Consider the following 22,155-nt stretch of genomic DNA (forward strand, 5'->3'; position numbering starts at 1 on the left):
CCGCTTCACATAGCGTGTTTCTTCATGTTTTTCCATTAGGATACTTTTTGTGTATCGCTATTTCAGGACGGGACATTACTCTAATAAAAAAGCTCTCAATATTTGAGAGCTTTTTTTATGCATTATTTTTTCTTTTGTTGTGCTTTTTGAGCTTCGGCTTGTTCCATCACTTCTTGCAGTTTTTTCTGGAATTTACCTTGCTTTTTGGGCTCTTTCAATTTATTCTCTTGAATTTGAGTATGAATCTTATCACTATCGATAAAGTATCGTTTGATGACAATCATAATTCCAATGGTAATCAAATTCGAAATAAAGTTATACAAACTCAATCCCGCACCATAACTATTAAAGAAAAACAACATCATGATTGGCGACACGTATATCATAATTTTCATCATTTTTGCCATATCCGGCATTCCTTCTTGTTGTGGAGCAGCCATTTGCTGGTCTCCAGAAGTCATTTTCATGTAAAAGAAAATAGCAATCGAAGCCAGAATAGGAAACAAACTGATGTGATTTCCGTAAAACGGAATATAGAAAGGCAAACGGATTACTTCATCAAAAGACGATAAATCATCCGCCCAAAGGAAACTTTTTTGTCTTAACTCAAATGCCGATGGGAAAAACTGAAACGAAGCATACATAAATGGCAGTTGAATCAATGCTGGAATACAACCTGCCATAGGATTTACTCCCGCTTTGTTATACAACTTCATTGTTTCCTGTTGTTTCTTCATGGGGTCTTTTTTGAATTTTTCACCCAATTCTGTTATTTCAGGACGCAACACTTTCATCTTAGCCTGTGACAAGAACGATTTAAAAGTAATAGGCGACATTGCTATTTTTATCAGAATTGTAAAAATAATTATCGCAATTCCATAAGAAATATAAGAACTTAAAAAGGCAAATAATGGAATAAAGATAAACTTATTTATCCACCCAAAAATTCCCCAACCCAGTGAAATAATTTTTTCCAGATTTTGATCGTATGAGTGTAATGTCTTATAATCTGTTGGACCAAAATACCAACTCATTTTGTGATCTAATTCGCCATTAGTAAATGCTAATGGAATGTTAGCATTAAATTGTTTTGTAAAAGTAGTATCCACTTTGTCATCCAGAACTAAATTAGTTGACTTTAATTTAGCCGTTTCAAAAGGGGTTTTTGTTAATAGAATCGTAGAGAAAAAGTGCTGTTTGTAAGCGATAAAAGTAGCTTTATCCAAGTCAGATTCTTCCGTCTGACCCAATCCTGCGTAATCTATTTTTCCGTCTTCATGTTCAAAATAGATTTCAGTATACCGGTTTTCATACGAAACACTTTTCTCGTTTCGGTAGGTTTTTAAATCCCACTCTAAATCTACTGGTTTGGCGGTATTCAATACTTTATTCAACCCTTGGGAACGAATGTCAAAACCAATCATATATTCGTTTGGTTTCAACACGTATTTGTATTCCAAGAATTCATTAGCACCCGCTTTCAATTTCATAGACAATATTTGATCTGCTCCTATTTTTGTTAATGTAGGCTCAAAATACAAGTCTTTTGAATTTAACGTACGGTTATCACTAGTCAGCAATTGTACATTTAAATTGGCATTGTTGTCTTTGATCAATTGTACTAATTGTCCGGATTTTTTCTCAAACTTTTTGAACTTTTTCAAGGTAGCTTCCACAATATATCCCCCTTTATTGGCTATTTTTAATGTAACCAATTCGTTTTCGATAGTTGTAAAGCCTGCTTTTGCAGAAGGTAGTGTTGCAGAATAGGCAAAATTTCCTAAGGTTTTTTGTAACTGCGCCAGTTGTGTTGAATCTCCTGTTGCAGCAACCGCAATTGTCGCTTTTGCAACCGTTTTAGCTTCTAACTCTTTTGCTTTAGCTTCCTGAATCACCAACTCTTTTTGTGCTTTTTCAGCGGCAATTACTTTCTCATCAGGTTGATTTTGGTACATGATAAAAACCAAAATACCAAAAATTAATACAAAACCTATGATCGAATTGAGGTCAAATTTTTTTTGTTCCATTATAATTAAAAAAAGTTATAAATTTTAGGTTTACTGAAACCCAATCGTTTTCAGTTATTTTTTCTTTGCCTGAACGGCTGCTGCCACAAAATTCACAAAAATAGGATGCGGATTTGCAACCGTACTCTTGTATTCTGGATGGTATTGCACGCCAATAAAAAACGGATGATCTTCTATTTCTATAATTTCTACCAATCCCGTATCAGGGTTTACGCCTGAAGCCATCAATCCGGCATTTTCTAATGGAGTAACGTATTTACTGTTGTACTCATAGCGGTGACGGTGGCGTTCTGAAATGGTTTCTTTTCCGTAAATTTTATAGGCTAATGTATCCTTTTTGATGTCGCATTTCCATGCACCAAGACGCATTGTTCCGCCCTTATCCGTGATAGTTTTTTGCTCTTCCATGAGGTTTACTACCGGATAAGCGGTGTGTTCATTCATTTCAGTTGAATTAGCATCTTTATAACCCAACATATTTCTTGAATATTCTATGATGGCCATTTGCATCCCCAAACAAATTCCGAAGAACGGCACTTTATTCTCACGGGCATATTGCACGGCAGCAATTTTTCCTTCAATTCCTCTTTCTCCAAAACCTGGAGCAACCAGAATTCCGTCTAAACCTGAGAATTTTTCCTGTATATTATTCGCATCAATGTGTTCTGAATGAATTGAAATCACATTTACTTTTGTTTCATTAGCTGCACCGGCATGGATAAATGCTTCCAAAATAGATTTGTAGCAATCCTGCATTTCTACATATTTTCCTATCAAACCAATATTCACGGTATGCTTTGGATTTTTCAATCGGCGTAAAAAAGTATTCCAGTTTTTTAAATCCGGAGCCGCTTTTTTAGGTAAATCTAATTTTTTTAACGCCACAACATCAAGTCCTTCTTCCAGCATTAGATTCGGCACTTCATAAATCGTGGAAGCATCAATAGACTGAATAACAGCTTCTCTTTTTACATTACAAAACAAAGCCAGTTTATTGCGTAATTCTTCAGAAATTTCGTGTTCCGTTCTGCACACTAAAATATCTGCTTTTATTCCGCTTTCCATCAAGGTTTTTACGGAATGCTGGGTTGGTTTTGTTTTCAACTCTCCCGCGGCAGCTAAATAAGGAACCAGAGTAAGGTGAATTACAATCCCATTATGCTCTCCTAATTCCCAAACTAATTGACGAACAGATTCTATGTAAGGTAAGGATTCAATGTCTCCTACTGTACCCCCAATTTCAGTGATGACAATATCATAATCGCCGGAATTTCCAAGCAACTGCATTCTTTCCTTGATTTCATTGGTGATATGAGGAACTACTTGTACTGTTTTTCCTAAAAACTCTCCTCTTCTTTCCTTTTCAATAACCGAAAGATAAATTCTTCCTGTAGTCACATTATTCGCCTGAGAAGTAGGAACATTCAAAAAACGCTCGTAATGCCCTAAATCCAAATCCGTTTCGGCACCATCATCAGTCACATAACATTCTCCATGTTCATAAGGATTTAATGTCCCTGGATCTACATTAATGTATGGGTCAAACTTTTGGATGGTTGTACGGTATCCTCTAGCTTGTAACAATTTTGCCAAAGATGCTGCAATGATTCCTTTCCCTAAAGAAGAAGTTACACCGCCAGTAACAAAAATATATTTCGTTTGATTCATTCTGTTGTTATTTGTATTGTAGTTGTGTAAAAAACGTGGCAAAAGTACAATTATAAATTGTCAAATTGAAAATTAAATCGGTTTTGGGTACCGTTTTTTTATATTTCGAATTAACTCTTCCAGACCATTGAGTTTCAATTCATAAATTAATTTCAGTTGTTCCCCTAGTTCCCCTTTAGGAAACCCTTTATTGCTATACCAAACAATATAGTATTCCGGGATATCGATAAGAAACCAGCCTTCGTATTTACCAAAAGGCATTTTAGTATGGGCTAGCTTGATGAGTTGTTTTTGGTTTTGATCCATTTTATAATAAAAAAGAAGCAAGAGACAGGAAAACAAAAAGAAATAATCATTTTTGTTTCCTGTCTCTTGCTTCCTAAGACTATTTAATTCCAGTTAAAAATAATTCGTTTCTCGATTTCGGGATGCAGACTCAGGAATACAGGACAGGTCATTGCTGCTCTTTCCAGTATTCTTTTATTCTTTACATCAGCAGTTCCGTACATCTCAAAATTAATCGCTATCACATCAATACGTCTGGGTTCCATTTTCATTATTTTGACCACCTCAGCGGTAGATCCTTTTAAATCCACTTCGAGATCTCGTGCTTTTATTCCCATAATGGTCATCATACAAGTTGCCAGAGCATTGGCAACCGCATCCGTTGGAGAAAAAGCTTCTCCTTTCCCATTATTATCTAAAGGAGCATCCGAAAAAATTTCAGTCCCGGATTGCAAATGAATAGAAGAGGTTCTTAAATCCCCTAAATACGTTACTATTGATGTCATTATTTTGCTTCTTTTATGATTAAATCGGTATCATAATATAAAATATAAATTCCTTTATTGGTATACCCACCATCTTCTTTTTTATAGAATTCAAACTTATTATCTATTTGTTCCGTTGCCGTAAAGTCTACTGTTTCCTGATATTTCTTATCTTGTGACAAACGCATCATCGTGTCAAAAGTAACATCAAAACCACGAATTGCATAAGCACTTGGAGTAATTTTATTTCTGTTTTTAAACTCTTTCTCAAAAATTAATGCTTCAGGAGTTTCATTTTCACGAGCAACTGACGGATACATTAATTTCAATTTTGTCAAATTCACAAAATTAATTTCGTCCGTATCTAATGTTTCATTTGGTTCCAGAATTACTAACTGCACTTGATACGCAGACATAGCACTCAACATAGTGGCCATAGTTGCCTTGATCATACTCGTGTTTTCGGTTTCCATCACCACGTAATTCATTTTGCCTTTTACAAATAAACGCTGTAGATTTTCGGGAGACACACTGCCATTTGGATTAAGAGTTGCAAATTTAACGTCTTTATGATTTTCTTTTATAAACTGAATTACAGATTCTTTTTTCCTATCGACTACTGCTATAATAACGCCTCCTCTGGTTCGCATATAATTGAACATCGCATTTTTAACCTCAGTGGTCGTTGGAATGGTTTGATATAAATTACTAAGGGAGTTACCAACATCTTTTGATAAAGGGGAGATTACCGGAACCTGGCGTTTATGAAGTAATTCAGCCGTTATCTCGACGTTACTTTGATAAAATGGTCCAATTATAGCATCTGAATCTTCCAAATTATTTCGCTTAATTAATGCTACTATATTAGAATAATCCTTAGTTTCCTGGGAATCATAGATACTCACATCAAGAGAAAGACCCAATTGTTTGGCAGAATCTATGGCCATTAATGCACCTGCATAAAAATCTAAAGTCATATTCAAAAACTTGTCGTTTTTCAAGCGGGTGATGATCGAATTTGCAGTATCCACCTCCATTTTTGCAATATTAAAGGGCAAAAGAAGCACTAGTTTTTTCCTGTTCGCGCTATTATTTGACAATACGGTATATTCTTTTTTAATTTCTTGCAAAACAGGAGTCGCTGACGGAACTTTCAAAATCATACCTTCTGTCACGCCCTGAGATAAAGCGGGGTTTAAAGCAATTAATTCCTCCTGACTCAAATTAAACATTCGGGACAAACTATACAGTGTTTCTTTCGGTTTTATAACATAGGAACGGTAACTAAAGAGTACTTTGGCTGGTTGTACATTATTTTCTCCCATTTCTTCTTTGGACGCAAACGCTGCTTCCGTTTTATCTGCTTTTGGCCCCAAAGTTTCGGGATTCCCTTTGATACGCAATTTATATCCAATGGGTAAACCGGAAACTATTTCAGGATTTTTCTGCTCTAATTCTGCAATGGTAATTCCATAGTATTTCGCGATTGAGTATTTAGTCTCTTTTGGAAGCACATCGTGATACACTACTTTATCCTGATTTGATACTGTTTTTTTTAACCCATTTTTAGATGGAATAATAAGCGTCTGCCCTATTTGAAGACCCTCGTTTTCAAGAAAAGGGTTCGCTTCTTTTAAAGCTTCATCCGTTACCTCATATTTTTTTTCGATACCATAGAGCGTTTCTTTTGGTGTCACTTCGTGAATTATAGCCTTCGCACCTGGTATAGTCGCAGTCAACGGTTTTTGGTTGCCCCCTTTTTTAGGAATCAGCAAAATACTGTTTGGTTTCAATCCACTTTGAGCATCCGGATTTAGTTGATATATATCAAATGGAGTGACCTTGTATTTTTGAGCAATTTCGTTAATTGTTTCCCCTTTCGCCACTTTGTGCGTTGTATTTTTTTCTTGTGCAAAAACACTATCATGATTGAACAACAACAGCACCATACAAATTACAAAAAAATATTTCATCGTTTTCATTTATAAATTATTCAAATTAGTAATACAAGAACGGTACCAAATTTTATTTTAAAAAATTTGATACCGTTTATATGGGAACATTAAAAAAAGCTGTTCTTAGAAAGGACTAAATAGTAAAGTATTATTCCCATTCAATAGTTGCCGGCGGTTTTGAACTGATATCATACACCACTCTATTAACCCCTTTTACTTTGTTGATTATGTCATTCGAGACTTTCATCAGGAAATCATAGGGAAGATGTACCCAATCTGCCGTCATACCATCTGTAGATTCTACAGCACGTAATGCAATTACTTTCTCATAGGTACGCTCATCTCCCATTACTCCTACACTATTAACGGGAAGTAAAATGGCTCCGGCTTGCCATACTTTATCGTACAGTCCCCAAGATTTTAATCCGTCAATAAAAACAGCATCAACGTCCTGTAAAATTTGTACTTTTTCCGGGGTAATGTCTCCTAAAATTCTGATGGACAGTCCTGGTCCTGGAAAAGGATGTCTGCCTAATAATTCAGGGTCTATTCCTAAAGAAGCCCCTACTCTGCGTACCTCATCTTTAAAAAGCATGCGCAATGGCTCTACTATTTTTAGTTTCATGTAATCCGGTAAACCGCCAACATTATGGTGTGATTTTATGGTTGCCGATGGTCCTTTTACAGAAACGGATTCAATAACATCCGGGTAAATAGTACCTTGTGCCAACCATTTTACATCTTGTATAAGGTGCGATTCATCATCAAAAACTTCGATAAAGACACGTCCTATAATTTTACGTTTGGTCTCCGGGTCGCTGACACCTGCTAATTCAGATAAAAAACGATCACCGGCATCGACTCCTTTTACGTTCAAACCCATTCCTTTGTACTGATCCAGTACGTTCTGGAACTCATTTTTACGAAGCAAACCATTATTTACAAAAATACAATACAGGTTTTTACCAATCGCTTGATGTAATAAAACTGCTGCCACGGTAGAATCTACTCCTCCAGAAAGTCCGAGAACCACTTTATCGTCTTGTAGTTTTTCTTTTAATTCAGCCACCATTTCTTCAACAAAAGCATTTGGCGTAAAATTTTGAGGTACTTCCGCAATTTTCACCAAAAAGTTCTCTAACATTTTAGATCCGTCGGTTGAGTGAAAAACTTCCGGATGGTACTGAATGGCGTACGTGGTTTCACCCTCTATTTTGTAAGCTGCAAATTCCACATCTTGGGTACTGGCAAGTTTTACTCCATTAGTAGGCAATGCTTTGATGCTATCGCTATGGCTCATCCAAACTTGGCTGTTTTCAGAAACACCCTCGAAGAACACTTCATTCTCTTTTATAAAAGATAAATTAGCTCTACCATATTCTCTTGTATTTGAAGCTGCCACTTCACCTCCACTAAAATGAGATAAATATTGGGCTCCGTAACAAACGGCTAATAAAGGTAATTTCCCTCTAATTTGAGATAAATCCGGATGTGGCGCATCTTCTCCTCGAACAGAAAAAGGGCTACCACCAAGGATTACGGCTTTGTAAGAAGATAAATCACTCGGAAAATGATTGTATGGGAAGATTTCGCAGAATATATTTAATTCGCGAACTCTACGAGCAATAAGTTGTGTGTATTGCGATCCGAAATCTAAAATAAGTACGTTGTGTTGCATGTGCAAAAATACTTTTTATATTTTGAATTGAAAAATCGAATTTTAAAATATTTATTTTATTTTGGATCGCCAAAATAATTTCTCCTATCTTTTAAAAGAGAATTAGCCTTTTAGTCCATTTTGGAATTATCCTGAAATTAAGTTTAGAAGATAAAAGAGTACATTTGCAGCCCTAATAATCTACTTAAAACAGAAAAAATGAAAGCAAAAAATTTTATAGTCGTTGCCTTTTTTGGCTTTATTATCATTTCATGTAATGTAATTGATGATTTATTGACCTTTTCGATAGATAATCAAACGACCGTTACCATTCCATCTGGATTTCCAGTGAACACCGCTTTAGAATTAGTTACTCCAGATGTTCCGTCTAATTCTAGTACCGCATTTGAAAATAACAATACAAATGCCGAATTAGTCAAAGATGTAAAATTGAAAGAGATGAAATTGACGGTAACAAATCCTGCTAACAAATCATTTTCATTTTTAAAATCGATACATATTTATATTTCAACAAATGACAGCGACGAGATTGAACTGGCTTTTTTAGACGATATAAACGCGACATCAAACACGTTGAGTTTAACCTGTACCACAGAAAAATTAGACAAATACGTTAAAGCTTCCAGTTTTAAACTTCGAACAAAAGCGATAACCAAAGAGGCGATTACTCAAGATATTTCCATAAAAGCGGACATGAAATTTCAAGTTACTGCAGATCCTTTTTAGAAAAAGCTATCAAACTAGTGGCTGACGAAATCCAAAGTGATTGTACCCTGAAATTTCAAATAAGACAAAAAAAGACCTTTGGAATCTCATTTCAAAGGTCTTTTTGTTTTTACAATACAGGATCTATGTCAACTATTCTTTGACCAAAATAATGGTTGCTTTAAAACCTGTTCCCAGATTCCATTGACTTCCTGATATCAAACCTCCTTTATCATTATACACTTTGAATTCAGCAGTATTGGGCCCTGAAGATCCCTGGTTCAACGCTTCAAATTCAATCTTGTTAAATCCTTTTTCTAAGACGATTTCAAATCCTTGAAAATTACTTTCAAGATTCACTTGGTACTGGATCACTTTATCGTTCAGATACACCCTGATCTGATCTCCATCAACGTAGGCCGCATCGCGATACAGTACTTTTGCTGTTACAGATCCCGTGGTAAAATTGCCTAAATCTTGGTTTTTTCGATACACCAAACCTTCTGTTTTTTCTTCTTTTTTATTCCATTTGTCTCTATACACATCTCCCGGATTAATAAACTCATTTTTAGGAATCATCGAAAAATTATTTGCCGGCGCTACAGGAGCTGAAGCACTTGGTTTTGGGTTTAATAACTCCGGATTTTTAAACACATTAGGTGTCTTGACTGGTGGAACACTCGCTTTCGGCGGAATTGGTTTTTTAATTTTTGGTGCTGTATTTTTAGGGGGAATGGCTTTAAATTTTGAGCTAAACTCGTTTTGGGCATATCCGCTTAGAGACATGCTGATGGTAATCATTAAAAATAAAATCCTTTTCATAACTTTCAAAATTAGGTTTCTTGTACCTGTAAAAATTTAAAAATAAAAAACCTATTGTACTTAATCAAGAACGAAGCACTAATTTAACTTTCATTTATAACTTATAATTTCCGATTTTATTATATTTTGGATACCCAAACACTATAAAAAACCGGTACATAAAAGGAACATTTTAATTACAAAACGGGTGATTTTATTTCGCTTTTTTTTATAACTTGCAAATAGTATGCCATACCAAAGCATCGCCTTTTATAACACTAAACAACCTTTAAACACCACTACAATGAAAAGAGAAAACATACTGACAGGCTCGCCATGGGAAGACAAAATGGGATATTGCCGCGCCGTACGCATCGGCAACTCTATTGAGGTTTCCGGAACTGTCGCACTGGTTGACGGCAAAAAAGTAAAAGCTAATGACGCCTATGCGCAAACACTTAATATTTTAGAACGTGTCGAAAAAGTTCTTGAAGACTTGGATGCAAGTATGAAAGATGTTATCAGAACCCGAATTTTCACTACTGACATTACTACTTTTGAATACGTTGCTAAGGCTCATGCTCAATTTTTTAAAGATATAAAACCTGCCACTGGTTTTTATGAAATCAGCAAATTAGTCGGTCCTGAATATCTAGTTGAAATAGAATTTACAGCAATAGCCCCTGAAAAATCATTAATTCAAGACGGATTATAATACTTTTGCACAAACACTTTGCCTGTCCTACTAATGAGTTTAGAAAAAACGAATAAAATTACGACACTCCTTTTCAAATGGATTTTTATTGGTGCCCTGATCGGTGTTTTTTCCGGATCGGTATCTGCATTTTTTCTGGTAGCATTAGAGTGGGTAACCCAAACCCGAGACAACAACAACTGGATCATCTGGCTTTTGCCAATAGGCGGCTTGGCAATAGGTTTGGGATATTACTATTGGGGGGAATCAGTCGTCAAGGGGAATAATTTATTGTTAAAAGAATACGAAAATCCGCAGCAAATTATTCCATTCAAAATGGCGCCTTTGGTACTTTTTGGCACCTTGATCACCCATCTTTTTGGCGGTTCAGCCGGTCGTGAAGGAACAGCAGTACAAATGGGAGGTGCTATTGCGGATCAGTTTACAAAACTATTTCAACTCGATAATTCCGAAAGAAAAACAATACTCATACTGGGAATCAGCGCAGGATTTGCTTCCATTTTTGGCACCCCTTTAGCCGGAGCCTTATTTGCTTTGGAAGTTGTTTTTTTTAGTAAAATCAATTTAAAAAGCATCCTATTATCGTTTTTTGTTGCTTTCATCGCTTATTTCACCGTGGAACTTTGGCAGGTACAACACACGCATTATGCTATTCATTTTGTCCCTTCAATTACTTTCATTACCTTATCTTGGGTAGTTCTCGTGAGTATTTTGTTTGGCTTGGTCGCCATGCTTTTCTCCAGAAGCACGCACTTTTGGGGTCGGTTATTTTCTAAAACCATATCGTCTCCGCCGCTTCGCCCTTTTGTGGGAGGATGTTTCATTGCATTAGCCGTCTATTGTATTGGAACTACAAAATACATTGGACTTGGAGTTCCTATGATTGTTGAGGCATTTTCGAGTCCAAATGCTTCTTATGATTTCCTACTAAAAATACTCTTTACGGGATTTACGCTGGGAGCCGGATTTAAAGGGGGCGAGGTAACCCCGCTATTTTTTATTGGCGCTACTTTAGGAAGTGCCTTATCGCTGGTTGTTCCATTGCCAATTGCCCTTTTGGCAGGCATGGGGTTTGTGGCTGTTTTTTCCGGAGCCACCCATACACCTATTGCTTGCACGGTCATGGGAATGGAAATTTTTGGTGTTGAAAGCGGTATTTTTATTGGTCTAGCGTGCTGCATCGCTTACTTTACATCCGGTTCCGTGGGGATTTACAACGCCCAAATTGTAAAAGGAGCAAAATACCATTTGTACCAAAAATTAAAAAGAAGAAACACCGACTTTTTATAACCCTCTAAAAGTTTGTTAATTGTATAATTCATTTCAACATTACAGTAAAAAAATGTAATTTCGCAATCTATGAAAATACAAGACATTCAAGCGATACAGTTGTTATTAGCAACTCCTAAAAAGATTGCCATAATCCCACACCGAGGCCCTGATGGCGACGCCATGGGTTCTACCCTGGCTCTATATCATTTTTTATTAAAAAACAAACACCAGCCCGTTGTTGTTTCTCCCAATGAATTTCCAGATTTTCTGGCTTGGATGCCGGGCTCTGAGACGATTAAAATATTTGAAAAAGACAAACAAAATTGTACAAAAATCCTTGAAGAAGCCGATCTGATTTTTACCTTAGATTTTAATGCCTTGCACCGCACCGGCGATATGGAGCAGGTTTTATGCCAGCTAAAGGTGCCCTTCATCATGATTGACCACCATCAAAAACCGGATGATTATGCCGCGATCACCTACTCTGATACGGCCTTTGGATCAACTTGTGAAATGGTGTACAACTTCATTTTATTCCTTGGAAAAAAACAAGATATCGACAAGACTATCGGAACCTGCATTTATACTGGAATCCTAACCGATTCCGGTTCTTTTCGTTTTCCAAAAACAACTGGAACAACCCATAGGATTGTGGCTGAATTAATCGATTTAGGCGTTGAGAACACAGAAATCCCAAGCTTATTATTTGACAACAGTTCTTTTGGCCGTTTGCAAATATTGGGAAGAGCACTTCAAAACATGAAAGTACTTCCGGAACATAAAACAGCCTATACCAAGCTTAGCCAGGACGAATTGAATTCATTTGATTACGTAAAAGGCGATACCGAAGGTATTGTAAACTACGGATTAAACATCAAGGGAATCGTGTTCACAGCTATCTTTATAGAAAATAAAGAAGAAAAAATTATCAAGATTTCATTTCGCTCCCAAGGTGATTTTGATGTGAATCAATTTGCAAGAGATCATTTTAATGGTGGAGGACATCGCAATGCAGCCGGAGGAAAATCAGAAATAACGATGGCAGAAACGATACAAAAATTTGAAGATTTAGTACGAACGCTAAAAGTATAATCCATGTTAAAATTCAGCACACCTATTGCACTGGTCTTTTTTGCGATTCTGGTTATGTCAAGCTGCAAGCAGCATCAGGAGGCGCGCAGACCCCTTTCGCAAGCTTCGGGAAGTTTTATGAAAAAATCAATTCAACGCAACAAAAAACTGGTGGCCACCGAAGAAGATAAAATTAAGGCTTTAATCAAAAGCGACCCAAACATAAAATACCTTGCCTCAAAAAAAGGATATTGGTACACCTATCAAACCCGAAATGAAACGGATACGCTTACGCCAAAAAAAGGAGATGTAGCCTTTTTTGATTACGAAATAAAAGATTTAAAGGGAGCCATCATTTATTCTGAAATAGAACTAAGACCCCAAATTTATTATGTTGACAAACAAAACATCATGATGGGATTGCGAGACGGCATCAAACTAATGCGTAAAAACGAGAAAGTTACCTTTCTTTTTCCATCAAATATGGGGTACGGTTACCATGGTGATGATAAAAAAATTGGCACCAACGAGCCCTTAATCTGCACGGTTACGCTGCGTGACTTTAAATCGGAGGCAACTTATAAAAAAGAGAACGAAGTACCAGTAAAAACAGTTATACCCGCAGCTCCGAGCAAACAACAAGTCCCGGTCGCAAGTACCCCTAAAGACACTATAAACCAATAAAAATAAAGTTAGAAATGAAAAAAAAGATCTTATTCGCATTCCTGGTAATTGCCTCGTTTTACTCCTGTAAAGAAGAACACAGTGATCTCCCTGATGGTTTATACGCTAAAATTGAAACCAGTAAAGGCGACATCATCGTACAATTAAATTTTGAAAAAGTCCCCATTACAGTAGCCAATTATGTTGCATTAGCCGAAGGGAAAAATGATTACGTAACTAATGACAATCTTAAAAACAAACCTTTTTTTGATGGATTAAAATTTCACAGAGTCATCAAAGACTTCATGATACAAACCGGAGATCCGCTAGGAACGGGTTCTGGTGATACCGGCTACAAGTTCAAAGATGAATTTACTGATTTGCAATTTGATAAAGGAGGCGTTCTGGCTATGGCCAATAATGGTCCGGCTACTAACAGCAGTCAGTTTTTTATCACGCATCTTGCTACACCTTGGCTAGACGGAAAGCACACTATTTTTGGTCATGTAGTCGAAAAAGGGATGGATGTCGTAAACAAAATAGAACAAAACGATTTTATCAAATCCGTGACCATTATCCGAAATGGGGAAGCGGCAAAAAAGTTTAATGCCGTAAAAGTATTCAGTGATTATTTTGCAATAGAGTCTGAGAATCAAAAGAAAAAAGCAGCTGTAGATACTGAAAACAAGCGAGTTTACAACGAGAAATACAAAGAAGTCCGCGAACAAAAAGTAGCTTATTTTGCCGAATTGAAAGCCAAAGCAACAAAAACCAAAACAGGACTGCAATACGTGATCACCAAAAAAAGCGGAGGTAAAAAACCTGCTAATGGCACTAGCATCTTCATTCATTACGCCGGTTTTCTTGAAAATGCTGAATTATTTGATGCTAGTATCGAGAGTATTGCCCAAACTTTTGGGAAATACGATGAAAACAGAGCCGCTCAAAACGGCTACCAACCCATCCCTTTCCAAGCTGGTAAAAAAGATGGCATGATTCCTGGTTTCATTGAAGGCATCGAAAAATTATCGTTTGGAGACAAAGCCGTGATTTTTATTCCATCCCAATTGGGATATGGAGCAGCTGGAGCCGGAGGTGTGATTCCGCCTAATGCCAACATCATTTTTGAAATTGAATTATTAGAAAAAATGCCTCAATAATAGTAAGAAAATAAGTCTTTAAATTAGTACACTATGAAATTTAAAATTCTGGTTTTATTGTTTCTGGGAATGGTCAATGTACATTCCCAAACGGTCAAGAAATCTATTCCTGCCAAAAAACCGGTGACAACAGCAAAAGCAATTGTAAAAAAACCGGTGAAACCTGCGGTAAAAGCTCCGGTAGTTATCGAGGGAATTTTTGCAACAATTGCTACCAACAAAGGAGACATTGTAGTGGAATTAGCCTACCAAAAAGCTCCGGTTACCGTTGCGAACTTCATTTCACTGGCCGAAGGTAAAAACACTTTTGTCACTGATGACAAACTAAAAGGAAAACCGTTCTTTGACGCTCTGAAATTTCACCGTGTCATACAAGATTTTATGATACAGACTGGAGATCCTTTCGGCAATGGTTCCGGTGGCCCAGGTTATAGTTTCAAAGATGAATTTACGGACTTGAAACACAGCAAAGCCGGTATTCTTTCTATGGCTAATTCTGGACCTGCAACTAATGGAAGTCAGTTTTTTATCACCCATAAAGCAACGCCATGGTTAGATGGTAAGCACTCCGTTTTTGGTCATGTAACCCAAGGAATGGCTATTGTAAACGCTATTGCGCAAAGCGATGTAATTACAAAGATTACTATTGTGAGAAAAGGCGCTTTGGCCAAAAAATTTGATGCCCCAAAAGTGTTCACGGATTATTTCAACAATAAATCTGAAGACCAGAAGAAACAAGACTTGGCGAATGCAGAAAACGAAGCCAAACAAGCTGTTTTTGAAGCGGAAAACAAAGTAAAAAGAGAAGCGCTGGAAGCGGAAGCTAAACGAGTATACATGGAAAAATACGGTGCTGTAGTAACCGCTAAAAAAACCTATTTAGCCGCTGCTAAAGCGACAGCAACCATCACACCTTCCGGATTAGCGTATAAGATAACAGAGAAAGGAACCGGAGTAAAACCTGCTAACGGAGCAACATTTTATTTTCATTACGCAGGCTATTTTGAGGACGGAACCCTATTTGACAGCAGCTATGAAGAAGTCAATCAAGTCTACGGGAAATTTGATGCCAATCGTGCCGCCCAAAACGGATACCGAGCCTTCCCGTTTGAAGCCGGAAAAAAAGACGGCATGATACCCGGATTTATTGAAGGACTTGACAATATGGCTTTTGGCGATAAAGCAGTCATTTTTATTCCATCCAATCTGGCGTATGGCGAGCGAGGTGCCGGAGGCGTTATTCCGCCTAATACAATGCTTGTGTTCGAATTAGAAATGCTACAAAAACAGCCAACTCCAAAACAATAAAATAAAATATTTGACAATTATAAAACCCGACAATTCTCATCAAAGGAAAACTGTCGGGTTTATTATTTAATCCATTTAGATAAATCTTATTCAGTATGCGGATTTAAACTGGTTTACACTGATTAAAAAACACTTAAAATTCGTTTTTCCTCTAGCATCCGTGTCATCTGCGTGCTATCAGACGTAAACCAACACTATTATTTCTTTGTAAATTTCCAGTCAAATTCATCTTTCTGATTGATAATTGCACCAATCTCAAATTTTACCACCTCATCAAATTCTGTTTGAAAAATGATCCAGTTTTCCTCGTTGAAGTAATTTTCGAACGTATCAAACTCTTCCTGAGTAAATTTAGTGATTCCTTTGGTAACCAAATCTTTTTTGACCTCACTAATTTTTCTGTTGATCAATTTGTATCCAAATAATTCCAACTCCGGACTTGATGCGACAATGTACCCCAATTTCAGCTCTTCTTCCTTATAGAATGTCAAGCGCATTTTGAGTTTGTTGTAAGCAAAAATTACATTATCATCCTCATCCTTATAATTGCGGTCTGGTTTCCCGTAAAGCGCCGTAACATCATTTTGTTTCATCCCGAAAAGAAGCTTATCGATGCCGTGTTTTGGATTTATTTTCATACGTAGTCTGTTTTTTTTTAGTGAATAGAAAAATCAATGTGTATTGCAACAGCTCCTTTTCCAATCCTGATTATGGAACGCAAAGTTCGCAAAGTTTTTATAATGTTTTGCCTTTTTTATCATTAAAAACTGAAGACTTTTTAGTAATCTAGCCGAGTATAAAAAAACCAGCTGCCAAACTACAGAGTAGGATCGGTTTTCGGGGCGGCAAAGTGCTCAATTTTTTTTAATCCCCATCGTTAAAACTACAATTTAAGGTTTTGTTTTAATCCAGCGCTGGATTTCTTTCCTGAGATTTCACCCATTTACACCGATTAATTCATCAGGCATCTTTAAAAATCTTTTATCAGCCTTCGCTGTGGCAGCACTTTTTTTAATACTTGTATCTATATCCTTTTCTTGCTGCTTAATCATTAATGCTGGACTAAAAATGTAATAGATTTAACGGGCAGTATTAAAGTCTGTACGGATACCATTTTAAATGATAATCCTATATTATTTTTAGAATCCAGAAGCAAAACACATTGAAGCACATTGTTTTAACTAGCATCGAAGCCAGTTCACTATTTTGGAAAGATGACAATAAATGGCTACTTTAGTACCACCAAAAGAAATAGTATGAGCTGGAATGCTAAAATTATTACACATAAAAAAGAGAAAAGAATCGCGGTCTATTTCGAAAAAAATCAAGAATTAATTACTCGAATAAAAACAGTAGCCGGTTCCAGATGGAGCCAATCTTTAGTCGCTTGGCACATTCCAGATACGGAAGAAAATAGAATTCGGTTTAAAATCCCAGCACTTACCTACTCCTTTCCGTCACCTGAAGGCATTGCTCAAATCGAGAAACTCAAGCAATGGATGCGTTCCAAGCGGTATAGCCAAAGTACGGTTGTTACCTATAGTGAAGCTTTGAAATCCTTCTTGGTTTTTTATAACCAAAAACCTATTGCTGAAATTACCAATGAAGATGTAATTGTGTACAATAATGAATACATTTTGAAAAACAATCTTTCGGCTTCGTATCAAAACCAAATTACAAACGCCCTTAAGCTATATTTTAAAACTATACAAAACACCAAAATCGAAATTGACAAAATTCACCGACCAAAACGGGCTAAGGTTTTGCCAAATGTATTGAGCAAAGAAGAGATAAAATTGATTTTGAATGCACACAGCAACATTAAGCACAAAATGATGTTGAGTCTGATTTATAGTTGTGGGTTACGCTGTGGTGAATTATTAGCACTTCGACCCGTTCATATCGATGCTAACCGAAACATAGTTTTGCTAAAAAACGCCAAAGGTCAAAAAGACAGGATTGTGCCATTAAGTCTAAAAATATTAGAAATGCTTCGTGAGTATTATAAAGTTTATAGACCTATATCTTATTTATTTGAAGGACAAATCAAAGGACAACCCTACGATGATAGAAGTTTGCAACAGGTGTTGAAACAAGCGCTTCAAAAAGCTGGGATCACAAAACCAGCCACCTTACATTGGCTCAGACACAGCTACGCAACGCACTTATTAGAAAGTGGCACCGATTTAAGATATATACAAGAATTATTGGGACACAGCAGCAGCAAAACCACCGAAATTTATACTCACGTAAGTACGAAAAGTTTGCAACAAATAAAAAGCCCATTTGATGATTTGTAAGAAATTAATTTATTATATTTGAATCGCAATGCGCTGCTCAATAGCGACAATCTACCCAAAACAGGGTGTATAGTCGCTACTTTATAGCGAGTATAGACAAGTTATGTGAGATTGTTCAATTTTTGCCAAAAACGAGCAGGAAGATGAATATTATCTACATTTACAGCATCTTTAAATAGTGGCGCAACTTCTTTTGGTTTCAATCCAGCAAGTCCACATCCTATTTCTGTGACGTAAAAAATGTTTCCTGAATGATATTTCGCCCATTTAATAAAATCATCTACAAAAGGCTTTATTTCTTCTATTGATAACGTTCTTCTTATACCTGCATCTTTTGTTGGTATTCCATAAGTTTTGCCTTGTATTCCTGATGCTTGACCGTATTTTGCACCCCAACCAAGTGCGGTTTTAGCAGCGCCTTTTCCGTGCCTCCCTGATAAGTTTGAACCAAAAACAAAAACTTCTTTTTCGCTTATGGCTTTTATAATTTCAGGTGTTGTTCTTTCAATCATAATGTTTCTGTTATACAACCCACAACCTCACATAACAGCTAGGGATTCGTTGCGTGCGTAGCACGAACAATGAAACCCGGGTTGAACGGAACCGATTGTACGTCCGTTAACCTATGCATTTATCGTAAAAATTTTTGAGAGAATATCAAGAGTCCAGAGGAGCTCTTTTTTTTTAGGTGGTTTAACTATCTGTTTTAAGGTGTTTTAGGTCACTTTTGAACATAAAAGCCCTTACCCATAATTTAGTTTTTACAGGAACTTGAACTTTGGCTACCGCCAAGATACCAAGCAGGTGGACCACGCTGGTCAAAGACTGCTATTCGGTGTAAATTTCCTGTTTTACAACACGGACATTTAGGCATAAAGACTTTTTTTTCTGCTTTTTCCAAGACTTTCACTTTGAGCTTTTCTTGTAAAAGCTTGAGCTTTTGTCGCTTCCAAGTGCTGCTCAAAAAACCGTAATGCCGGATCTTGACAAAACGTTTGGGCAAAATATGCAATGAAAATCGGCGAATAAACTCTTTGTGCGTGAGTGTCATTTGCTTTTTCACACCCGCTACTCGGTAATCCTTATAATCAAAAGTCACGTTTTCATTGTCTATGCTCTTGATTCGATGGTTGCTAATGGCGATTTTATGGGTGTATCTCCCCAAATATTCCACCACTGACTTTGGACTTCCAAAAGGCTTCTTAGCAAATACAACCCAAGGCTTGCGCCACAATTCTTTCCGGATTTGTTCGTATTGGATAGGCGATTTTGCCTTGAGTTTAGCGCAATATTTAGCCCTAAAAACCTTCGACAAGGCTTTGACTGGGAATAAAAATTTACCATCGGTTCTGCTATTTTGCCACTGTCCGTTTTTGTCGACACCACCACCTGGAACAATGCAATGCAGGTGTGGATGCAAACTCAATTGCTGTCCCCAAGTGTGCAAAACCGCTATCACTCCCATCTGCATTTCTTTGGCTTTGCCAAAACTTTGAAGCGTTTCCCAGCTCGCTTCAAACAAAGTATCGTACACTATTTTAGGTTGATATATTGCTAGAGAATTAATACTATCGGGCAAGGTAAAAACGACGTGGAAGTAGGGAACCGGTAAGAGTTCTGTACTTCTGGCTTGTATCCAATCTTCGCGTTTGTTGCCCTGACACTTGGGACAATGGCGGTTGCGGCAAGAGTTGTAGCTTATGGTGATGTTGCCACAGCTATCGCACCCATCGATATGCCCTCCTAAAGAAGCTGTTCTACATTTTTTAAGGGCGTAAAGCGTGCGCAGTTGCCAAGTATTTAATCCCCAATTTTCGATTGCAGTACCTGCTTTTCGCAGTGCATCGGCTACTTCAAAGAGCGGCTGCATTTTGCAAAAAGAGTATCAAGTGGACTGAATTTCTGTTGACTTTCTAGCTGAGCAATCTGCAAATACTCCATCGTAGTTTCTATATTCTGATGTCCCAAAAGATCTTTGAGTGTCATAATATCCATGCCATCTTCGAGCAAATGTGTAGCATAACTGTGCCGCAAGGTATGGGTGTGAACTTCCTTTTTGATACCTGCTGCCTTGGCGACTTGCTTCACCGCCCATTGCACGCCTCGTTGTGAATACCGATTGTCAAAATCGCCACCTGCACCTCCTATAGGTTGTCCGTTGAACAAATAAGTCTTGGGTTTTTCGGCTTCGATGTATTTTTTGAGCCCTCGAATTAAATGTTCCGAAAGCGGTACATAACGGTCTTTTTTGCCTTTACCTTGAACCACTTTGAGTTGTTTTCGGTCAAAATCTAGATCTTGCAATCGTACACTTCGGGCTTCCATACAGCGAAGTCCACAACCATAGAGCAAACCGATCAGGATTTTGTGTTTAAGTAGTTTGGCACCTTGAAGCATCGCCCAAACTTCCTCTTTGCTCAAAACAACAGGGAGTTTCTTCTCGTGCTTTATAGAGGGCAACTTTAGAAACTCATACGGAAGTCCTTCGGATTTAAGTAAAAACCGAAGTCCATAAACGCAGTGTTTAAAATACGTTTGAGAAGGTGTTTTTGACTTTTTTTGTTGGTAAAATAAGTAGTCTTGTACTTGTTCCGCATCTAATTCGGTGGGGATTTTTCCGAAATACAGCGAAATTGCCGCTACATGGCGCGAATAATTATTGAATGTACTTTGGCTTCTGCCCAAGACTGAAACTGTTCGCTCAAATCGATTTAAAAGTTCCTCGAAACCCGGAACTTCCCGTTTGGCTTGGTTCAGGATTTTGTTTTCTCTTAAGGAATCGGGGTGCTTTTTTTTGTAGTCATACTATTCTATTTTAGTTATCTTCGTAAGATAATCAAAATCTACAATGGTGCTACCGAAGGTTTAGTTCAACAATTTATTGTAGCAATTAAGGCTTTGGTTATTAATTTATTTACTGTTTTGTACTTGTTTTAATCTGTCTTTACTCGAAATATAAGGCTTATTTTTCCTTAACTGCGACAATAATGAACGTTGGCGGGAATACCAAAGAACTGTAAAGTTGAAAATTACCAGTCAAAAACTTTGCTAAAGTTATCTAATTGACTAACTTTGCCAAATAAATCAGAAATTTATAAGAGAAGTTGTTTATTACGAAGACTATTATCTTGATTTTTTTAACGCTCAAAAAGAAGACGTTAAGAAAAAATTCAACTGGACTTTACAGTTAATTTCAACTCAACAAAGAATCCCTGAAAAGTTTTTCAAACATTTGACTGGTGCAGACGGAATATTTGAAGTTCGTGTTGAAGTCGGTTCAGATATTTTTAGAGTTTTTAGTTTTTTTGACAAAGGAAAGATTGTTGTTTTAGTAAATGGATTTCAGAAGAAAACACAAAAGACCCCAAAATCAGAAATCAAAATGGCTGAAAAACTAAAAGCAGAATATTTAGAAAATAAATATAAAAAGTAACGATTATGAAAACTGAAAATAAAAAAATTACATCATTTGTCGAACACTTAGATGCTCAATACGGGAAAACAGGAACCGAAACACGTGAAAAATACGAAGAAGAATACGAGACCTTTGAACTTGGTGTTATGTTACAAGAAATGCGAAAAGAACGTGGAATGACACAAGAACAACTGGCATTAAAATGTGGAACAACAAAATCGTATATATCTAAAATTGAAAATAACACCAGCGATATAAGACTTTCTACGTTAATGAGAATAATTAGACTAGGTTTAGGTGGACACTTAAAGTTAAGTTTAACCGAATAAAGGTACTACCCGCCAATCGAGTAGACGGCTCCGCCAGAAACTGACGGAGTGCGCCTCTCACACCACCGTACGTACGGGTCTCGTATACGGCGGTTCGCAAAGTGATGGGTTGAGTTCCATGTAAATCTCCAACATTGATTGATAGCCTTTCTTCTTAAGTCGCAGTAGGGTAATTGTAGTGGTTAGAATCGGACTTTGGGCGACCCGATCGCTCGGATATCTGATTTTTCGGACAACGATAGCGCATTCTATGATAAAAAACAAGTGATGTTTTAAAAATTAACAGGCAAATTTATATGTGTTTATGTATGGAGTTTG

21 protein-coding genes are annotated in these 22,155 nt (G+C 37.0%); 10 read left to right on the forward strand and 11 right to left on the reverse strand.

All coding sequences use genetic code 11. The features are described from left to right. Positions 1–122: 122 nt before the first annotated feature. From yidC to guaA, 6 genes are all read right to left on the reverse strand, one after another. Positions 123–2,027 carry a membrane protein insertase YidC gene (gene yidC / locus EKM00_RS14335; RefSeq protein WP_126516651.1) on the reverse strand — a complete coding sequence of 635 codons (1,905 nt, stop codon included), beginning with the start codon at positions 2,025–2,027 and terminating at the stop codon, positions 123–125. A 54-nt stretch (positions 2,028–2,081) separates the two neighbouring features. Then, on the reverse strand, positions 2,082–3,695 hold the full coding sequence (locus tag EKM00_RS14340) for a CTP synthase (RefSeq protein WP_126456090.1): 1,614 nt from the start codon (positions 3,693–3,695) through the stop codon (positions 2,082–2,084). 72 nt (positions 3,696–3,767) lie between these two features. After that, positions 3,768–4,001, reverse strand: a complete 234-nt coding sequence (locus tag EKM00_RS14345; protein WP_066082415.1) for a DUF3820 family protein — start codon at positions 3,999–4,001, stop codon at positions 3,768–3,770. 83 nt (positions 4,002–4,084) lie between these two features. Beyond that, complete coding sequence (locus EKM00_RS14350; RefSeq protein WP_126456088.1) at positions 4,085–4,486, reverse strand: OsmC family protein; 402 nt, start codon at positions 4,484–4,486, stop codon at positions 4,085–4,087. Next, positions 4,486–6,438 carry a PBP1 and LysM peptidoglycan-binding domain-containing protein gene (locus EKM00_RS14355; protein ID WP_126516652.1) on the reverse strand — a complete coding sequence of 651 codons (1,953 nt, stop codon included), beginning with the start codon at positions 6,436–6,438 and terminating at the stop codon, positions 4,486–4,488. Before EKM00_RS14355 ends, EKM00_RS14350 begins: the two co-directional genes overlap by 1 nt. Before the next feature lie 130 nt (positions 6,439–6,568). Further along, positions 6,569–8,098, reverse strand: a complete 1,530-nt coding sequence (gene guaA, locus EKM00_RS14360; RefSeq protein ID WP_126516653.1) for a glutamine-hydrolyzing GMP synthase — start codon at positions 8,096–8,098, stop codon at positions 6,569–6,571. 198 nt (positions 8,099–8,296) lie between these two features. Between guaA and EKM00_RS14365 the strand changes: the two genes are divergently transcribed. Then, positions 8,297–8,824: a hypothetical protein gene (locus tag EKM00_RS14365; protein ID WP_126516654.1), complete on the forward strand. Its 528-nt coding sequence runs from the start codon at positions 8,297–8,299 to the stop codon at positions 8,822–8,824. A 132-nt stretch (positions 8,825–8,956) separates the two neighbouring features. On the opposite strand, the gene EKM00_RS14370 is transcribed toward EKM00_RS14365, so the two are convergent. Beyond that, positions 8,957–9,625, reverse strand: a complete 669-nt coding sequence (locus EKM00_RS14370; protein WP_126456080.1) for a hypothetical protein — start codon at positions 9,623–9,625, stop codon at positions 8,957–8,959. Between the two features lie 283 nt (positions 9,626–9,908). Between EKM00_RS14370 and EKM00_RS14375 the strand changes: the two genes are divergently transcribed. From EKM00_RS14375 to EKM00_RS14400, 6 genes are all read left to right on the forward strand, one after another. Beyond that, positions 9,909–10,319, forward strand: a complete 411-nt coding sequence (locus EKM00_RS14375; protein WP_126456079.1) for a RidA family protein — start codon at positions 9,909–9,911, stop codon at positions 10,317–10,319. Positions 10,320–10,352: 33 nt separating this feature from the next. Next, on the forward strand, positions 10,353–11,609 hold the full coding sequence (locus EKM00_RS14380; protein ID WP_126516655.1) for a voltage-gated chloride channel family protein: 1,257 nt from the start codon (positions 10,353–10,355) through the stop codon (positions 11,607–11,609). Positions 11,610–11,678: 69 nt separating this feature from the next. Further along, positions 11,679–12,683 (forward strand): DHH family phosphoesterase, encoded by a 1,005-nt coding sequence (locus tag EKM00_RS14385; RefSeq protein WP_126516656.1) that lies wholly within the window; start codon positions 11,679–11,681, stop codon positions 12,681–12,683. Positions 12,684–12,686: 3 nt separating this feature from the next. Then, positions 12,687–13,346 (forward strand): gliding motility-associated peptidyl-prolyl isomerase GldI, encoded by a 660-nt coding sequence (gldI, locus tag EKM00_RS14390; RefSeq protein WP_126456073.1) that lies wholly within the window; start codon positions 12,687–12,689, stop codon positions 13,344–13,346. 14 nt (positions 13,347–13,360) lie between these two features. Beyond that, positions 13,361–14,485, forward strand: a complete 1,125-nt coding sequence (locus EKM00_RS14395; RefSeq protein ID WP_126516657.1) for a peptidylprolyl isomerase — start codon at positions 13,361–13,363, stop codon at positions 14,483–14,485. A gap of 33 nt (positions 14,486–14,518) precedes the next feature. Further along, positions 14,519–15,793 carry a peptidylprolyl isomerase gene (locus EKM00_RS14400; protein WP_126516658.1) on the forward strand — a complete coding sequence of 425 codons (1,275 nt, stop codon included), beginning with the start codon at positions 14,519–14,521 and terminating at the stop codon, positions 15,791–15,793. 197 nt (positions 15,794–15,990) lie between these two features. Here the strand turns inward: EKM00_RS14400 and EKM00_RS14405 are convergent, their stop codons facing one another. Further along, a complete protein-coding gene (locus EKM00_RS14405; protein ID WP_126463235.1) occupies positions 15,991–16,431 on the reverse strand; it encodes a hypothetical protein in 441 nt (146 codons plus the stop codon). Between the two features lie 618 nt (positions 16,432–17,049). Between EKM00_RS14405 and EKM00_RS14410 the strand changes: the two genes are divergently transcribed. Then, on the forward strand, positions 17,050–18,093 hold the full coding sequence (locus tag EKM00_RS14410) for a tyrosine-type recombinase/integrase (RefSeq protein ID WP_126516659.1): 1,044 nt from the start codon (positions 17,050–17,052) through the stop codon (positions 18,091–18,093). A gap of 101 nt (positions 18,094–18,194) precedes the next feature. On the opposite strand, the gene EKM00_RS14415 is transcribed toward EKM00_RS14410, so the two are convergent. The 3 genes from EKM00_RS14415 to EKM00_RS14425 form a co-directional block, all read right to left on the reverse strand. Beyond that, positions 18,195–18,605 (reverse strand): A1S_2505 family phage non-structural protein, encoded by a 411-nt coding sequence (locus EKM00_RS14415; protein WP_126516660.1) that lies wholly within the window; start codon positions 18,603–18,605, stop codon positions 18,195–18,197. A 242-nt stretch (positions 18,606–18,847) separates the two neighbouring features. After that, entirely contained in the window at positions 18,848–19,963 is a 1,116-nt protein-coding gene (locus EKM00_RS14420) for an IS91 family transposase (protein WP_126516661.1), read from the reverse strand. Then, on the reverse strand, positions 19,942–20,778 hold the full coding sequence (locus tag EKM00_RS14425; RefSeq protein WP_233592313.1) for a tyrosine-type recombinase/integrase: 837 nt from the start codon (positions 20,776–20,778) through the stop codon (positions 19,942–19,944). Before EKM00_RS14425 ends, EKM00_RS14420 begins: the two co-directional genes overlap by 22 nt. Positions 20,779–21,187: 409 nt before the next feature. Here EKM00_RS14425 and EKM00_RS14430 point away from each other — a divergent pair, with 409 nt between their 5' ends. Further along, entirely contained in the window at positions 21,188–21,526 is a 339-nt protein-coding gene (locus EKM00_RS14430) for a type II toxin-antitoxin system RelE/ParE family toxin (protein WP_370453942.1), read from the forward strand. A 5-nt stretch (positions 21,527–21,531) separates the two neighbouring features. After that, entirely contained in the window at positions 21,532–21,837 is a 306-nt protein-coding gene (locus tag EKM00_RS14435; RefSeq protein ID WP_126456261.1) for a helix-turn-helix domain-containing protein, read from the forward strand. Positions 21,838–22,155: the final 318 nt, after the last annotated feature.

Origin of the sequence: Flavobacterium sp. RSP15 (assembly GCF_003968755.1) — a bacterium.
In the GTDB taxonomy this organism is placed as follows: domain Bacteria; phylum Bacteroidota; class Bacteroidia; order Flavobacteriales; family Flavobacteriaceae; genus Flavobacterium.

Bases quoted from the DNA above. Each gene is read 5' to 3' on its own strand.
- EKM00_RS14370 (WP_126456080.1), bottom strand. From the start codon at position 9,625: ATGAAAAGGATTTTATTTTTAATGATTACCATCAGCATGTCTCTAAGC.
- EKM00_RS14415 (WP_126516660.1), bottom strand. From the start codon at position 18,605: ATGATTGAAAGAACAACACCTGAAATTATAAAAGCCATAAGCGAAAAA.
- EKM00_RS14395 (WP_126516657.1), top strand. From the start codon at position 13,361: ATGAAAAAAAAGATCTTATTCGCATTCCTGGTAATTGCCTCGTTTTAC.
- EKM00_RS14340 (WP_126456090.1), bottom strand. From the start codon at position 3,695: ATGAATCAAACGAAATATATTTTTGTTACTGGCGGTGTAACTTCTTCT.
- yidC (WP_126516651.1), bottom strand. From the start codon at position 2,027: ATGGAACAAAAAAAATTTGACCTCAATTCGATCATAGGTTTTGTATTA.
- gldI (WP_126456073.1), top strand. From the start codon at position 12,687: ATGTTAAAATTCAGCACACCTATTGCACTGGTCTTTTTTGCGATTCTG.
- guaA (WP_126516653.1), bottom strand. From the start codon at position 8,098: ATGCAACACAACGTACTTATTTTAGATTTCGGATCGCAATACACACAA.
- EKM00_RS14420 (WP_126516661.1), bottom strand. From the start codon at position 19,963: ATGCAGCCGCTCTTTGAAGTAGCCGATGCACTGCGAAAAGCAGGTACT.
- EKM00_RS14355 (WP_126516652.1), bottom strand. From the start codon at position 6,438: ATGAAATATTTTTTTGTAATTTGTATGGTGCTGTTGTTGTTCAATCAT.
- EKM00_RS14405 (WP_126463235.1), bottom strand. From the start codon at position 16,431: ATGAAAATAAATCCAAAACACGGCATCGATAAGCTTCTTTTCGGGATG.
- EKM00_RS14385 (WP_126516656.1), top strand. From the start codon at position 11,679: ATGAAAATACAAGACATTCAAGCGATACAGTTGTTATTAGCAACTCCT.
- EKM00_RS14400 (WP_126516658.1), top strand. From the start codon at position 14,519: ATGAAATTTAAAATTCTGGTTTTATTGTTTCTGGGAATGGTCAATGTA.
- EKM00_RS14410 (WP_126516659.1), top strand. From the start codon at position 17,050: ATGAGCTGGAATGCTAAAATTATTACACATAAAAAAGAGAAAAGAATC.
- EKM00_RS14375 (WP_126456079.1), top strand. From the start codon at position 9,909: ATGAAAAGAGAAAACATACTGACAGGCTCGCCATGGGAAGACAAAATG.
- EKM00_RS14345 (WP_066082415.1), bottom strand. From the start codon at position 4,001: ATGGATCAAAACCAAAAACAACTCATCAAGCTAGCCCATACTAAAATG.
- EKM00_RS14435 (WP_126456261.1), top strand. From the start codon at position 21,532: ATGAAAACTGAAAATAAAAAAATTACATCATTTGTCGAACACTTAGAT.
- EKM00_RS14380 (WP_126516655.1), top strand. From the start codon at position 10,353: ATGAGTTTAGAAAAAACGAATAAAATTACGACACTCCTTTTCAAATGG.
- EKM00_RS14350 (WP_126456088.1), bottom strand. From the start codon at position 4,486: ATGACATCAATAGTAACGTATTTAGGGGATTTAAGAACCTCTTCTATT.
- EKM00_RS14365 (WP_126516654.1), top strand. From the start codon at position 8,297: ATGAAAGCAAAAAATTTTATAGTCGTTGCCTTTTTTGGCTTTATTATC.